The following is a 14,271-nucleotide window of genomic DNA, read 5'->3' as shown; positions in this document are numbered from 1 at the left end:
ACAGGGCGGCGAGTAACAGCCACCGCCCTTAAGAACACCCTCTGCGCCAACAGTTTCCCTTAGCGCGCAGGTTTTACAATAGAGTGGACTGCCTAGCCACCTAACGGCTGGTCGTCCCACTGTGGGGCAAAATCTGGGTTTGCAATACGCTCATGGCGATCCAGCTCAGCAATCTGTGCCATTTCTGACTCACTCAGGGTCAGTTTGAAAGCGTCGATGTTGCTTTGAATATTGCGCGCCTTGGTGGACGACGGAATAGTCAGGTAGCCCAGTTGATGGATCCACGCCAAGGTCACTTGCGCCGGGCTGGCCCCATGTGCATCCGCAATGCGCTGCAGCGCAGGCTCATCGAGCACTTTGCCAACAGCGAGCGGCATAAAGGCCGTCACTTTGATGCCGAGCTTTTCGCAGTGCTGCACTAAGCGGCGATTTTGCAGGAACGGGTGAACCTCAATCTGGTTCGTAAAGATCTCGCCAGCGCCTAAGATATCCACCGCTTCATCGAGCTGTGCAATGGTAAAGTTCGACACGCCGATATGTCGCGCTTTGCCCGCCTGCTTCACTTCTTTTAAGGCGGTTAAGTAGTCCGCCATAGGCACCGCATCATCCGGCGATGGCCAATGGATAAGCAGCAGGTCTACATAATCGGTGCCCAGCTTTTCCAGGCTTTCATCGACGCTGGCCTTCAGCGCGGCGGGTTCGAGCTTGTCGAACCACACTTTCGTGGTCAGAAAAATCTCTTCACGGGGAACGCTGCTAGAGGCAATCGCTTTGCCAACGCCCGCTTCGTTATCGTAAAACTGAGCGGTATCGATATGGCGGTAACCGGCCTCCAGGGCCGCGTGAATGCTCTTCGTTAACGTGTCGCCTTCCAGGCGAAAAGTGCCAAAACCGGGGTTCGGAGCGTCATTGTGCATCCCTTCTCTCCTTTGCTTCATTTGATAGCGTGTTAACGAATATGGGGAGAGCACTCCAGGACTTCAACCCTGGCTTTTAACATTCTTTCGTAAAAAAACAACACCCCGCCATCAGGCCTGCTGACAATGCTGCTCCTGTGCGCCCGTAGCAGCTGGGCTATGGGTCACCATACTGACCACACTGCCCACCATAATGAGGCAGGGCGATGGCAGCGGCTGAGCGGCGAGGCGTTCGGGCATATCGGCTAGCGTGCCCACCAGGGACTGCTGCTCGGGCTGGCTGGCGTTGGCCACCAGCATGATAGGCCACGTATCGGGCAGGCCCGCTTGGCGCAGGCCATGGCAAATGGCAGCCACTTTGGAGAGCCCCATGTAGAACACCAGGGTCTCGTCTTGACGCGCCAGCGACGCCCAGTCCGGCATACCGCCTTCCCGGCATAGCTGAGCCGTAATAAAACGCACCTGCTGGGCGTGGCCGCGATCAGTAAGCGGGATTCCCATCCCCGCCGCTGCGGCGGAGGCGGCGGTAATACCCGGCACAATCTCTGCGGGCAGCTCGGCCTCTGCCAGAGCCGCTAACTCTTCGCCCATGCGCCCAAACACGCCGGGGTCGCCACCCTTCAAGCGCACTACCGATTTGCCTGCCTGGGCCAGGGAGACGATCAGCGCACCAATTTCTGCCTGAGGCATGCTGTGATGGCCGCTGGCTTTGCCGACGTAGTAGCGCTCGGTGCCCGGAGGAATGAGCCCTAACACCTCGTCCCCGACAAGGCGGTCATACACTACTGCGTCTGCCTGCATTAGCAACCGCGCGGCTTTTAACGTCAGCAGCTCGACATCGCCGCTGCCTGCGCCGACTAAATAGACGGTTCCCGGCTGGCACTCACCGCTTAACGGCAGGTGTAAACGAGCGGCGGTGTCGCGACTAAAAGGCGCCCACGCCCTCTGACCCAAGCGCCACAGCGCTTCAGGCCACTTCTGTGTTAGCTGTTTGCTTAGCGCGCGCATGGGGCCGCTCCTCTTCAAGTATCGCTTTTAGTTCGGGTAGGCAGCTGCCGCACTGGGTGCCGCAGGCCAGTCGTGCGCCTAACGCTTCTACGCTGGTATCGCCCGCATGAATCGCTTTCACAATGCTGGCTTGGCCAACCTGGTGGCAGCTGCACACCACCGGGCCGATATCAACAGCACCATCATCGCACCCGGCCAGCAGGCGTCTACGGTGCTGTGTCTCCAGGGTAGCGTCAGTGAAGCGCGCTTCAAGCCAGGCAAGCCCGGGCAGTTCGTCGGGTGGCCCCACCATCAACCACCAGCGCAGCCGCCCGTTCACTACTCCCGCTGCGCGCAGCCTACCCGTTGCCGGGTCGTCACACCACAAAGAGACAGGCATGCCGCACCACGCTTCCACCTGCGCCAGCCAATCCTTAACTGGCTGGCTATCCGCTAGCTGCCAACGGGTGCAGCTTGCCATCGGAATGCGCGCCCAGTAGTCGCTGCGACACCAGGGCGATGGTTGCGTATCCAACTCGTTGGCTAGCAGCAGCGTCGCCTGCCAAGCAATGGGGAGCTTACTCACCGCCACCGCCCCCTGCTTGGCTTCCGGCTGCCCGGAGAGCGGGTCGGTATAGCCTTTAATCAGTGCACCGCTGCGACCCTGCTTGGTAAAGCAGTCGGTCCAGTGCATCGGCACGAAGACTTCGCCTCGGCGCTGGGCGTTGGAAACCCGCACCCGCCCACGGTACTCCCCGGCGGCAGCGGTCAACGTCGCCAAACCCTGATCCGTTAAGCCTGCCTGAGCCGCATCGTCTGGGTGCAGCTCAATGAACGGTTCGGCGCGGTGGTTCATCAAGCGCGGCGCACGGGCGGTACGCGTCATGGTATGCCACTGATCCCGCACGCGACCGGTATTCAAGCGCAGCGGGTAGTCGTCGCTCAGCGGCTGCTCCGGTGGTCGCGGAGTAATCGGCAGCAGTTTGGCTCGGCCATTCGCCGTAGCAAACCGGCCATCTTCGAACAGCCTTGCCGTGCCGCGAGGAGCCTGCTGAGTCACGGGCCACTGGATTGGTGCGAGCGCATCATAAGCCGCTTGGCCCAGGCCTACCAGCCCTGAGATATCGAACAGCCGCTGGGTCTCGCCGCTATTCTCATAGCCAGAGAGGCGTGCGTGCTCATCGAAAATCTCCCACGGGTGGGTATAGCTGAACGCCTCACTAAAACCTAAGCGCTTAGCCACTTCGCAGAGTATCCACCAGTCGTGCTTCGCTTCTCCGGGAGGAGGCAGCATCCCCCGCTGGCGGGAAATTCGCCGCTCTGAGTTGGTCACCGTGCCATCCTTCTCCGACCAACCCGACGCGGGCAGCACGATATCCGCAAAGGGCAGCAGGTCAGTATTGGCGACGCACTCCGAAACGATCACCAGCGGGCATTTTGCCAGCGCGCGGCGCACTTTCTCCCCATCCGGCATGCTCACCGCCGGATTGGTCGCCATCACCCACAGAGCGGTAATCTCGCCACGCTCGATGGCGTCAAAGAGTTCTACCGCCTTGTAACCCGGGGCGTCAGGCAGTGCCGGGGTTAAATGCTTGGTGGCCCAGAAGCGGCTGACTAATTCACGAGCGCCCGGCGTGTGGTAATCCATATGCGCCGCCAGTTGATTGGCCAACCCACCCACTTCTCGCCCGCCCATGGCGTTGGGCTGGCCGGTGATTGAAAACGGCCCCGCCCCCGGCAAACCGATTTTCCCGCCCGCTAGGTGGCAGTTGATAATCGCGTTGCACTTATCGGTACCGCTGGAGGATTGATTCACCCCCTGGGAGTATAGCGTGACCACATGCAGCTGGCTGGCAAACCAGTAGTAGAAGGTTTCCAGGCGTTCAGGGTCCACATCACACTCGCGGGCGACGGCTTCCACACTGTCTGCACTCTGCCTAGCAGTGCTCAGCGCTTCGTCTACCCCCTCTGTGTAGCGTTCTAGGTACACGCTATCCAAGCGGTTGTGGTCAGCCATCCACGCCAACAGCCCGTTAAACAGGTAAGCATCGCTACCCGGACGAATGCCCAAATAGAGATCGGCAATTTCGCAAGAGTCGGTCACTCGCGGGTCGATCACCACGACCCGCATGAGCGGGTTGCGCTCTTTGGCCACCTTCAATCGTTGATAGAGCACCGGATGATTCCAGGCAAGGTTAGAACCCACCAACACCACCAGCTCCGCCTCTTCTAGGTCTTCATAATTGCAGGGCACCGCATCGGCACCAAAGGCGCGCTTGTAGCCCGCCACGGCGGACGCCATGCAGAGCCGTGAGTTGGTATCCAGATGAGGAGTGCCTAAGAAGCCTTTAAACAGCTTATTGGCAACGTAATAATCTTCGGTTAAGAGTTGCCCAGACAGATACGCCGCCACCGACTGCGGGCCATGGGCGCTGCGCTGCGCTTGCAAGCGTTCGGCGGTGGTGGTGAGCGCCTGCTCCCAAGAGACCTCTTGGCCGTCCACGCGCGGCTTCAGCAAGCGCCCCTGCTCGCTCAGCGTTTCGTGCAGCGCGGTGCCTTTCACGCACAGGCGGCCATAGTTGGCTGGGTGCTCGCGGTCTCCTTCGACGGCGATGAGCTGCCCGTTCTCCAGCGTGGCGGTAACGCCGCAGCCGACGCCGCAGTAGGGGCAGGTGGTTCGGGCGAGCCGATTGGCCTGTGGCATGGCAGTTTCCTCCGGCGTTAAAAAGCAAAAAGCGCCCAAGCCAGCCTCGAAAGAAGCCTGCCTGGACGCCGTTGTCTCAGGAGCACCGCTTACCGGGTGCCGTACTCATCAGTGATTTGCTGCAGTTGGTATTATTCGACGCAATTAGTCGTTGTGATCGTTATGGGCAAAGACCCTGCACTGAGCCGTTGTTGCTTGTTACTGGAATAACTGCAAACCCTGCGCCCACGCTGCTCTAAAACCATTAAAATACTTAATAAACAATCATTTATAAACGCAGCCTGCATTTCTACTTTTCGCGAAAGGCATGCCCTTTGTCGAATAATCGGTTGAAGAGAGTGCATTAACCGCCGCTTAAGCACCAAAGTGGGGCAAGCCTAGCTAACCATGAGCGGCCTGCCGCTTCTTCATAAACGCTTAATACCCTGATTAGGCTGAATTAAATCCACCGACGGCAAAAGCTGGCGGGCTTTTTGCTCACCGTAAGGCAAGACAGTTCGGCAGCCAACGGCGGTTGCTGTGCGTTATCAACGACGCCAACGGGCAACGACGCCCCTGATACTCCCTTCTTGAAAGGGCTGTGTCAGGGGCGTTTTTTATTTGCTGAACATTATGTTTCAACTACAGGAGCTACCTATGGAAACCGCTTCCCGGTGCTCACCGAACGAACACCTCGTCATTATCGGTAACGGCATGGCTTGCCACCGACTACTTGAAGCGCTGGTTAAACATTCGCAGCGCCCCCGCCGTATCACAGTGGTGGGTGAGGAGCCGGTACCTGCCTATAACCGCATTTTGCTCTCTCCTTTATTGGCGGGCGAACTGGCGCCTGAGGCGCTCACTCTGCAAGACGCCTCCTGGTACGCCGATAACAACATCACACTGACGCTTGGCGACCGCGTGACCTCCATCGACCGCGAACGCCGCCTGCTCCTCACGCATCGCGGCGACATCTTAAGCTATGACCGTTTAGTGATGGCCACTGGCTCGCGCCCCACGCTGCCAGCGGTGCCTGGCATCACTCTTGACGGTGTTCATACGTTTCGTGACCTACGCGATGCCGACGCCTTAGAAGCTATTGCTCAGCAAGGCGGCAACGCCGTGGTGATTGGCGGCGGCTTACTTGGATTGGAAGCCGCTGAAGGGCTGCGCAAACGGGGCGGTAGCGCGCTCACCGTCAGCGTTTTACAGCGCAGCGAGCGGTTGATGAACCGCCAGCTAGACACCACCGCCGCCCAATTGCTGGAAGCCACGCTGCGCGAGCGCGGCATCATCATTGAAACCGGCGCATCGCTTGCTGCCTTGGAAGATAACGGCCATGGGCAGGTGCAGTCGGTCACACTGAGCGATGGCCGGAAGCTAGCTGCCGACAGCGTGATTGTAGCGGCGGGTATTACCCCCAATGCGGAGCTGGGCCAGCAAAGCGGGCTTATGTACGACCGCGCCATTGTGGTGGATGGGCACCTCACCACCTCAGACCACCACATTTATGCGCTGGGCGAATGCTGCCAGTTCGAGCAGCACACTTATGGGCTGGTGGAGCCAATTTGGCGGCAGGTAGAAGTGCTGGCCGCCGTGCTGTGTGGTGAAAATCCAGCGGCGTATCAAGAAGCCCCCACGGCCACCAAACTCAAGGTCAGCGGAGTGAGCCTGTTTGCCTTTGGCCCCACCGAGGCCGCCGCCAAGCACGAAGAGCTTCGTTATCAAGACCCGGAAACCGGCGACTACTGCCGCCTGCTGCTCCATCAAGGCCGCCTCATCGGCGCGGTGCTGTATGGCGATACCCGCCACGGCCCCTGGTATTTCGAGCAGGCGCTGGCCGCGACCGACTTAACCGCGTGCCGCCACCTGTTGCTGTTTGGCGCAACCGATGCCCAAACAGCGCTCGACAACCCTCTCGACACCCTGTCATCCCCTTTATCTCTCACCCGTGAGGCGGCTTAGCTATGGTGAATCACACAATGTCTACTCCAACCACGTCTTCCAACACGCAAAAGTTGATCATCGTCGGCAACGGCATGGTCGGCCACCATTTTGCCGAGCAGCTCGTGGAAAGCGGCGCGCTGGCGGGGTTTGAGGTGACGATTTTTGGCGAAGAGCGCCACCGCGCCTACGACCGCGTGCACTTATCCGAGTACTTTAGCGGCCGCGATGCGGAGTCACTGGCGCTGTGCGATGGCGATTACTACCACACCCACGGCATTCAACTACGCAGCGGTGAAGCGGTCACCGCGATTGACCGCGAACAGCAGCTGGTGGTGACCGAACAGGGCCACTACGCCTATGACCAGCTAGTGCTGGCCACCGGCTCCTTTCCCTTTGTGCCGCCCATTCCCGGCAACGACAGCGAAGGCTGCTTGGTCTACCGTACGTTGGATGACTTGGATGCCATTCAGGCAGCGGCCAAAAACGCCACCAACGGCGTGGTGGTCGGTGGCGGCTTGCTCGGCTTGGAAGCCGCCAACGCGCTGCGCGGGCTGAACCTGGATACCGCCGTGGTGGAGTTCGCCCCGCGACTGATGCCCATGCAGGTAGATAGCGAAGGCGGCGAGCTGCTGAAAGAGAAAATCGAAGCCCTCGGTGTTCAGGTACTCACCGAGCGGGCCACCCAGCGTATCGAACCCGGCGACACCAGCCGCCTGCGGATGGTCTTCCAAGACGACAAAGTGCTGGAAACCGACCTGATCGTCTTTTCCGCCGGTATTCGCCCGCAAGATACCCTCGCCCGGGAGTGCGGCTTGACCATTGGCGAGCGCGGCGGCGTAGTGATCGATGACCAGTGCCGCACCAACGACCCAAATATCCTCGCCATCGGCGAGGTAGCGCTGTGGAATCAGAGTATCTTTGGCCTCGTGGCACCTGGCTACCAAATGGCCAAAACGGCCGTCGCCACGCTGACGGGGGGCGATACCTGCTTTAGCGGTGCCGATATGAGCACCAAACTAAAACTGCTGGGCGTGGATGTCGGTTCTATTGGCGATGCCCACGGCAATCAAAATCCTGGCGCCCGCATGTTCCGCTACCTCGACCCGCTCACCCAGGTCTACCGCAAGCTGGTCGTCACCAGCGACGGTAAGAAGCTGCTGGGGGCCATGCTGGTGGGCGATAATAGTGTCTACGACACGCTGTTGCAGTACTACGCCAACGGCATCGAGCTTCCCCAAGAGCCCGCATCGCTCATTCTGCCGCAACAAAGCGGTGCTGCCCCGGCGCTGGGGCCGGATGCCTTGCCGGAAACGGCGATGATTTGCTCCTGTCACAACGTGACGAAAGGCAGCATCTGCAGTGCCATCGACGCAGGCGCGGCGGACCTTGGCAGCGTTAAAGGCGCGACCAAAGCCAGCACCGGCTGCGGCGGCTGTGCGGCGCTGCTCAAAAGCGTGGTGGATCACGAATTGGAAGCCCGCGGCGTCGAAGTGGATAAATCGATCTGCGAGCACTTCGCCCATACCCGCCAAGGGCTTTACGACATCGTACGTGTCGAAGGCATCAAGACATTCAGCGAGCTAATGGAGAAGCACGGCAATGCCGAGACGCATCGCCTCGGCTGCGATATCTGCAAACCGGCGGTGGCCTCGATTCTCGCCTCCTGCTTCAATGAACCGATTACCGATGCCGCCCACGTGCCGCTGCAGGACACCAACGACACCTTCATGGCCAATATGCAGAAAAACGGCACCTACTCGGTGGTTCCGCGCATTGCGGGCGGTGAAATTACCCCCGACAAGCTGGTGGTGCTAGGGCAAGTGGCCCAGAAGTACCAACTCTACACCAAGATTACCGGCGGCCAGCGCATCGACCTGTTCGGCGCACGGCTAGAAGACCTGCCGGCCATTTGGGGCGAACTAATTGAAGCGGGCTTTGAGACCGGCCACGCCTACGGTAAGTCGCTGCGCACAGTGAAATCCTGTGTGGGCAGCACCTGGTGCCGCTACGGCGTGCAGGACAGCGTGGGCATGGCGATTCAGTTGGAGAACCGTTACAAGGGCCTGCGTGCACCGCACAAGATCAAGTTCGGGGTTTCCGGCTGTACCCGCGAGTGCGCCGAAGCGCAGAGCAAAGACATTGGCATTATCGCCACCGAAAACGGCTGGAACCTCTACGTGTGCGGCAACGGCGGTATGCGCCCCCGCCATGCGGAACTCTTCGCCACCGATTTAGATGACGAGCAGCTCTACCGCACCATCGACCGCTTTTTGATGTTCTACGTACGCACCGCCGACCGCTTGCAGCGCACCTCGGTATGGCGGGAAAACCTGGAGGGCGGCCTGGACTACCTGAAAGAGGTGATTCTGGAAGACAGCCTGGGAATCAGCGATGAGCTGGAGCGCCAAATGCAGCACGTGGTGGATAGCTACCAGTGCGAGTGGGCCAACGCCATCAGTGATCCGGAAAAGTTAAAGCGTTTTAGAAGTTTCGTGAACGATGCACGGCCCGACCCTTCCATCATCATGACTTCCGAGCGCGGCCAGCTACGCCCTGCTTAACCCAGTGACCAAAGAATCGAGGACGACCATGACCGCCACCGCACTTAAACCGACGAACCGCAACGACACTTGGCAGCCGCTCTGCACCAGAGCAGACCTCGTGGCCTTTTCCGGCGTCGCCGCATGGCTAACTACCTCAGCAGGCCCTGCCCAAGTGGCGCTGTTCTATTTGCCCGGCCACGCGCAAGAGCTCTATGCCCTGGACCACTTCGATCCTTTCTCGAAGGCCTATGTGATTGCCCGCGGCATCGTCGGCGATATCAAAGGCAGCCCCGTGGTGGCCTCTCCGATCTACAAGCAGCACTTCCGCCTGGAAGATGGCCAGTGTTTGGAGGAGGATGAGGTACAGCTACGCACTTGGCGCGTCGCCTTCAAGGGCGATGAAGTGTGGGTGGAAGGCTAGCCGAACGCTTACCTCTAACGCCCCCGCAACGCAAACAGCCGCGCCGCCTATCCAGGCGGCGCGGCTGTTTGAGAGTGACGCTACTTATTGATCCAAAAACCGAATCAGCGCCTGATTGAATGCCTCGGGGTGGGTGGCGTTAAGCCCATGCGGGCCACCCTCGATCACTTCTAGCGAAGCGTTGGGCAGCAGCTCAGCGGCGCGCTTGCCGCTCACTTCAAACGGAACAATGCCATCAGCATCCCCATGGAGAACCAGCGTCGGAATGTCGACCTTGGGTAAATCCTTGCGGAAGTCGGTGTAGCTAAACGCTTTGATACAGTCGTAGGTCGCTTTGGGCGAGGCGAACGCCGCGATATCGCGGTGATAAAGCCGGTTCGGTTCGCTGATCAGGTCGCTCTTGTCGTTGGCGGTAAAGAAGCTCTTGGTGAAGTCATCCAAGAAGGCGATGCGGTCGCCCTTCACGCCTTCCAGGAACTGGTGAATCGTGGCATCGTCCAGGCCGCCTTCCGGGTTGTCGTCGGTTTTATACAGATACGGTGGCACCGCCGCTGCCAACACCGCCTTGTTGACACGCTCGGTGCCGTAGCTCGACAAATAGCGAGCGACTTCGCCGCCGCCCATGGAGAAGCCCACCAGGGTCGCGTCGTTAAGATCCAGCGCGTCCAGCAGCTTTTTTAGGTCAGAGGCGAGGGTATCGTAGTCATAACCGCCATCCGCTTGGGTCGAATGGCCAAAACCACGGCGGTCATAGGTCACCACCTTGTAGCCCGCATCCACCAGCGCAGGCACCTGCTTCTCCCAAGAGCGGCCACTCAGTGGCCAACCGTGAATCAGTACGACCGGTTTTCCTGCCCCGTGAACCTCGTAATAAATCTCAACCGGTGTGCCCTGCTCCGTCCCTGCATTCAGAAATGGCATCGCATCAACCTCCTGGTTTGGCGTTTACGGAAAACGTTATTCAAGGCTAGTACAACGCTTTCCCGGTTGCCAAATAGCTCTGCGAGGCGTTCATTCAGCGGTATCATCGGGGCAAAGTTGCTATGCTTGCCAGCCTCTTGATTCGGTAGGCATGGGAGCCATACGTTCGTGAAGACAGAATCCAGTACGTTAGCCTTTTCCGCCTTCATGGCGCTGCTCATTGGCTGTGCCGGTATCGTGGCCACCCTGGCCTCGAACTCCCAGGCCATCCTATTGGATGGCTTGTTCAATCTTATCTACTTTAGCGTATCGCTGGTGACCATCAAGGTCAGCAAGCTTGCCAGCCGCCCAGATAGCGAGTCGTACCCCTTTGGCTACAGCTACTTCGAGTCGTTGGTTAATTTATGCAAAGGTTTGCTGATTTTGGGGGTATCGATCTTCGCACTGGTGGATGCCGTGGCCGCACTGCTTACCGGTGGGCGAGAAATTTCCGCAGGGCTTGCGGTGATTTATGCACTGTTCGCGACCGCCGCCTGTTCGCTGACCGCTTGGGTTATGCACCGCAGCCAGCGCCATGTCAGTAGCCCCTTGGTGGCCGCCGACAAACTAAACTGGCTGGTGAACAGCGTGATTTCAGGGGCCGTCCTGGCGGCTTTTTGCTTAGTGATGCTGTTTGAACGCCTCGGCTGGCAAGCTGTTTTGCCCTATGTGGATTCCGTATTGGTGATTGCAGTGGTGGTGCTCTGCCTGGGGGTACCCGTGCGCATGGCGTCGCAAGCGTTAAGAGAGCTGCTCAACAAAACCCCGGAAGAAGCCGTCGCTGAACCGGTGCGCCAAGCCGTCGCCCGTGGCCTTGCCGATATCGATACCCTGGAGGTGCGCGTGCGTATGGTACGCCCCGGCCGCCTGCTTTACGTCATCGTCCACGTGGTACTCCCCAAAGAGCTGCCCGAAGCGACCCTGGCAAACCAAGACGCGCTGCGTCAGCGCATCGATGAAGAAGTGCGCCGCTACTACTCGCCCGTGGTATGCGACGTGGTTTTCACCGCTGACAACCGCTGGGCAGCGCCCTCTTGTGGGCTGCTGGTGGATACACACGCCTCCTCGCCAACTAACAATGCTTAACGGACTACAGCGAGCGGCGCAGCAACAGCGCCGTTATCATCACACCGCCCAAGAGGGCTAATCCAAACAGAGACAACGCCAGAACATGACCGACTGCATCAATGAGTAGTCCGGTCATGATCACCGGGAGACTGAAACCAATATATGCCATCAAAAAGTAACCGGCGCTGGCCTGAGAAACAGCAGCCTCGCCCGCTGCCAACACACCACTCAACCCACCCAGGTAGATAAACCCGTAGCAAGAGCTGCTGGCGGCAACCGTTCCCACCAGCACTGCCGATAGATAGCCTTGAACAGCACCCCAGGCGATTAGCGTATAGGCCATTGGCAAAATGGCCAGCCCCAGTAGCGTTGCACTGCGTGGTGTCAACTTTCTTGCCCAAGGTTGAAACAGCACACCGCAACTGCAAATACCAAACGTGGCGAATCCACTCCAGACAGATAAACCGTGGCGCTGCAGGGCGGAAGGGAGTGTCGCAATCACTAACCCTACTGTTGCCCACGCCAGTAAAATGGCTAGCCCGAAGGCGAAAGTACCCCGAGGGAAGCTTGGCAAACGCAGCAGAGAGCGCTTATTGGCACTCGGTGGGGTATCCCCCAGAGTAGAAACCGCTATAAGCGCCAGCGTCGCGGCAGCCATATAAATCCACAAACTGGGGGGCGACATACTAGTGGTATGGAAGAGAAACAGGCTAGTGACCGCGGCTCCCAGACCAAAACCCAGCGAGGTACTGGCCGTTACGTAGTTGGTGGCAACACGGTTATCCTCCGGGCTCACGAGCAGTTGCATATAAGCAGGCGCGACTGCCGACGTCAGCCCCATGCTGATGCCCAGTAGAAAGCGGGCTACTCCTAGTGCCACCAAACTGGGGGCTATTAAGGTCGTTGCAGTCGCCATTAGACTTAGCAGTAGCGCGGCCATGATTAATGGCTTGCGCCCCACTCGATCTGCCAGTCCGTTTAAACCCAGCAGAACCGGCAAGACACCCACTACGTAGCAGGCAAAGGCGATCGTTGTCGCCCCTACCCCCAAGCCGTCGCGCGCGGCGAGTGCATCGTAGAGCGGAGCCTGTAAATTAACCGCTGTGGTAATCATGCACAGCGCAAAGGCCAGATAAACAGCACTGCGGACAGTGGCTCGAGGTAAAGCGCGGTTCATAGCGTTATCCTAAATAAGCAGGTATTTGAACCACTAAGCTCCCACGCTTGCCGATCACCGGTAAGATACACTTGGCAACCAATTTCAAGACACTGTTCCGCCCTTTTCGAGAACAGTTTTACAGCACAGTTTTAAAGAAAGACTGTAGAGAACCGTTGTGAGCCACAGGGTCCACTATGAAGCTCAAGGTTAACCGCGACTCCCCTACCCCTATCGCGCAACAGATTGAAACGGGCGCTCGCGCCTGGATCGCAGCACATGGTGCTGGCGGAGGCCGCCGTTTACCCTCAATTCGTCGCTTGGCGGCAACCCATCACATTAGCCGTAATGCCGTGATTGAAGCTTACGAGCGACTGGTCGCTGCGGGCTTAGTACGCTCACGGCCCGGTTCAGGGTTTTACATCGCGGATAGCGCGGCAGCACTAATATCACAGCCAGTAGCCACGAGCGGCCTGGAAGAAGTCACCAACGGGCTTTGGGGGCTTTTCAATGCTAATGAGCACACGCTCAAGTTGGGGTGCGGCTGGCTGCCAAGCGATTGGCGAGAGGGAGACGACCTAACCCACGCCATTCGCCAAGTGGCACGTAAAAGCCGTTCGGGAATTTTCGAGTACAGCACTCCTCAAGGGCCGCAGGATTTGCGTGATTTAATACAAGAACGCCTGCGCCTATTAGCGATTAACGCCAACGCCCAGCAAATAGTCATGACCGGCGGTGGTAGCCATTCACTCGATCTTTTGGTTCGAATGCTGCTTGAGCCCGGCGATGTTGTCTTCGTAGAATCGCCAGGCTATTACAACCTGTTCGGCCTGTTGCACTTGCAACGCATACATGTGGTTGGCGTACCGCGGCTAGCCGACGGGCCAGATATTGAGCGTCTGGAAGCGTTGTTGGCTCAGTTCCAGCCCAAACTATTTTATATCAACAGCGTGTTTCATAACCCTACCGGTAGCACGATTACCCCAGCAGTAGCTCATCGGGTGCTGCAGCTCGCCCAACAGCACGACTTTCAGATCGTTGAGGATGATATCTGCGCGGATTTTCAGCACGCACCAACGACTCGCCTAGCTACATTAGACGGCTTGAATCGTGTGTTCTACCTGGGCAGTTTCTCCAAAAGCCTCTCTTCTTCGCTGCGGGTAGGGTTTATAGCTTGCCCCCTTTCACGGGTACAACGCTTGGTCGATATTAAGATGCTGACCAGCATTTCCGCATCTCGCTTTGCAGAGCAAGTGGTCACTACGATGCTCCAGAACGGCAGCTACCGAAAGCTGGCCGAGCGGCTTCGTGGCAAGCTTTCCTACCAAATGGCGTTGGCGCTAAACATGCTTAAAAAGGCAAACTGGGCGATCCATACCGAACCGGCTGGAGGAATGTTTGTGTGGGCTAAACCTCCGGTCGATATGACGCCTGAAGCGCTAACTGAACTGGCCGAGAGGTGCGCAGTGACACTGTCACCGGGCCACCTGTTCTTTGCGGATCATCAACCCACTCCCTGGATACGTATTAACGTCTCCTACATACAAGATCCTAGAGCCAAAGAGTTTATTGAGTTGGCGAGTTAGCAG

10 protein-coding genes are annotated in these 14,271 nt (G+C 58.6%); 5 read left to right on the top strand and 5 right to left on the bottom strand.

What is annotated here, in order from left to right; genetic code table 11:
- Positions 1-92: 92 nt before the first annotated feature.
- The 3 genes from dkgB to ACIGG6_RS05870 form a co-directional block, all read right to left on the bottom strand.
- Positions 93-917 (bottom strand): 2,5-didehydrogluconate reductase DkgB, encoded by an 825-nt coding sequence (gene dkgB / locus ACIGG6_RS05880; protein ID WP_399843113.1) that lies wholly within the window; start codon positions 915-917, stop codon positions 93-95.
- Positions 918-1,028: 111 nt separating this feature from the next.
- Positions 1,029-1,925 carry a uroporphyrinogen-III C-methyltransferase gene (gene cobA / locus ACIGG6_RS05875; protein WP_399843110.1) on the bottom strand — a complete coding sequence of 299 codons (897 nt, stop codon included), beginning with the start codon at positions 1,923-1,925 and terminating at the stop codon, positions 1,029-1,031.
- A complete protein-coding gene (locus ACIGG6_RS05870) occupies positions 1,885-4,608 on the bottom strand; it encodes a nitrate reductase (protein ID WP_399843107.1) in 2,724 nt (907 codons plus the stop codon). The genes cobA and ACIGG6_RS05870 overlap by 41 nt, the downstream gene beginning before the upstream one ends.
- A gap of 636 nt (positions 4,609-5,244) precedes the next feature.
- On the opposite strand from ACIGG6_RS05870, the gene ACIGG6_RS05865 reads away from it, so the two are divergent.
- Genes ACIGG6_RS05865 through nirD form a run of 3 tightly spaced genes read left to right on the top strand, consistent with a single transcriptional unit; the run spans position 5,245 to position 9,498 of the window.
- Positions 5,245-6,552, top strand: coding sequence for an NAD(P)/FAD-dependent oxidoreductase (locus ACIGG6_RS05865; RefSeq protein WP_399843104.1), 1,308 nt, complete (start codon positions 5,245-5,247; stop codon positions 6,550-6,552).
- Between the two features lie 17 nt (positions 6,553-6,569).
- A complete protein-coding gene (nirB, locus tag ACIGG6_RS05860; RefSeq protein ID WP_399843102.1) occupies positions 6,570-9,095 on the top strand; it encodes a nitrite reductase large subunit NirB in 2,526 nt (841 codons plus the stop codon).
- 28 nt (positions 9,096-9,123) lie between these two features.
- A complete protein-coding gene (nirD, locus tag ACIGG6_RS05855; protein WP_253506652.1) occupies positions 9,124-9,498 on the top strand; it encodes a nitrite reductase small subunit NirD in 375 nt (124 codons plus the stop codon).
- Between the two features lie 84 nt (positions 9,499-9,582).
- On the opposite strand, the gene ACIGG6_RS05850 is transcribed toward nirD, so the two are convergent.
- On the bottom strand, positions 9,583-10,419 hold the full coding sequence (locus tag ACIGG6_RS05850; protein ID WP_399843099.1) for an alpha/beta fold hydrolase: 837 nt from the start codon (positions 10,417-10,419) through the stop codon (positions 9,583-9,585).
- Positions 10,420-10,587: 168 nt separating this feature from the next.
- Between ACIGG6_RS05850 and ACIGG6_RS05845 the strand changes: the two genes are divergently transcribed.
- Positions 10,588-11,544, top strand: a complete 957-nt coding sequence (locus ACIGG6_RS05845) for a cation diffusion facilitator family transporter (protein WP_399843097.1) — start codon at positions 10,588-10,590, stop codon at positions 11,542-11,544.
- Between the two features lie 4 nt (positions 11,545-11,548).
- Here ACIGG6_RS05845 and ACIGG6_RS05840 read toward each other — a convergent pair whose 3' ends face one another.
- On the bottom strand, positions 11,549-12,703 hold the full coding sequence (locus ACIGG6_RS05840) for an MFS transporter (protein WP_399843095.1): 1,155 nt from the start codon (positions 12,701-12,703) through the stop codon (positions 11,549-11,551).
- 176 nt (positions 12,704-12,879) lie between these two features.
- Here ACIGG6_RS05840 and ACIGG6_RS05835 point away from each other — a divergent pair, with 176 nt between their 5' ends.
- Positions 12,880-14,268 carry a PLP-dependent aminotransferase family protein gene (locus ACIGG6_RS05835; protein WP_399843092.1) on the top strand — a complete coding sequence of 463 codons (1,389 nt, stop codon included), beginning with the start codon at positions 12,880-12,882 and terminating at the stop codon, positions 14,266-14,268.
- The last annotated feature ends 3 nt before the right edge of the window (positions 14,269-14,271 follow it).

Source organism: Vreelandella lionensis (assembly GCF_044543515.1).
Lineage (GTDB): Bacteria > Pseudomonadota > Gammaproteobacteria > Pseudomonadales > Halomonadaceae > Vreelandella > Vreelandella lionensis.
The sequence above is the reverse complement of the archived record's forward strand: the minus strand, read 5'-3'. Positions and strand labels throughout refer to the sequence as shown.

Coding starts and splice junctions, on each gene's coding strand:
- ACIGG6_RS05850 (WP_399843099.1), bottom strand. CDS start 10,419: ATGCCATTTCTGAATGCAGGGACGGAGCAGGGCACACCGGTTGAGATT.
- cobA (WP_399843110.1), bottom strand. CDS start 1,925: ATGCGCGCGCTAAGCAAACAGCTAACACAGAAGTGGCCTGAAGCGCTG.
- ACIGG6_RS05835 (WP_399843092.1), top strand. CDS start 12,880: ATGAAGCTCAAGGTTAACCGCGACTCCCCTACCCCTATCGCGCAACAG.
- ACIGG6_RS05870 (WP_399843107.1), bottom strand. CDS start 4,608: ATGCCACAGGCCAATCGGCTCGCCCGAACCACCTGCCCCTACTGCGGC.
- dkgB (WP_399843113.1), bottom strand. CDS start 917: ATGCACAATGACGCTCCGAACCCCGGTTTTGGCACTTTTCGCCTGGAA.
- ACIGG6_RS05840 (WP_399843095.1), bottom strand. CDS start 12,703: ATGAACCGCGCTTTACCTCGAGCCACTGTCCGCAGTGCTGTTTATCTG.
- nirB (WP_399843102.1), top strand. CDS start 6,570: ATGTCTACTCCAACCACGTCTTCCAACACGCAAAAGTTGATCATCGTC.
- nirD (WP_253506652.1), top strand. CDS start 9,124: ATGACCGCCACCGCACTTAAACCGACGAACCGCAACGACACTTGGCAG.
- ACIGG6_RS05865 (WP_399843104.1), top strand. CDS start 5,245: ATGGAAACCGCTTCCCGGTGCTCACCGAACGAACACCTCGTCATTATC.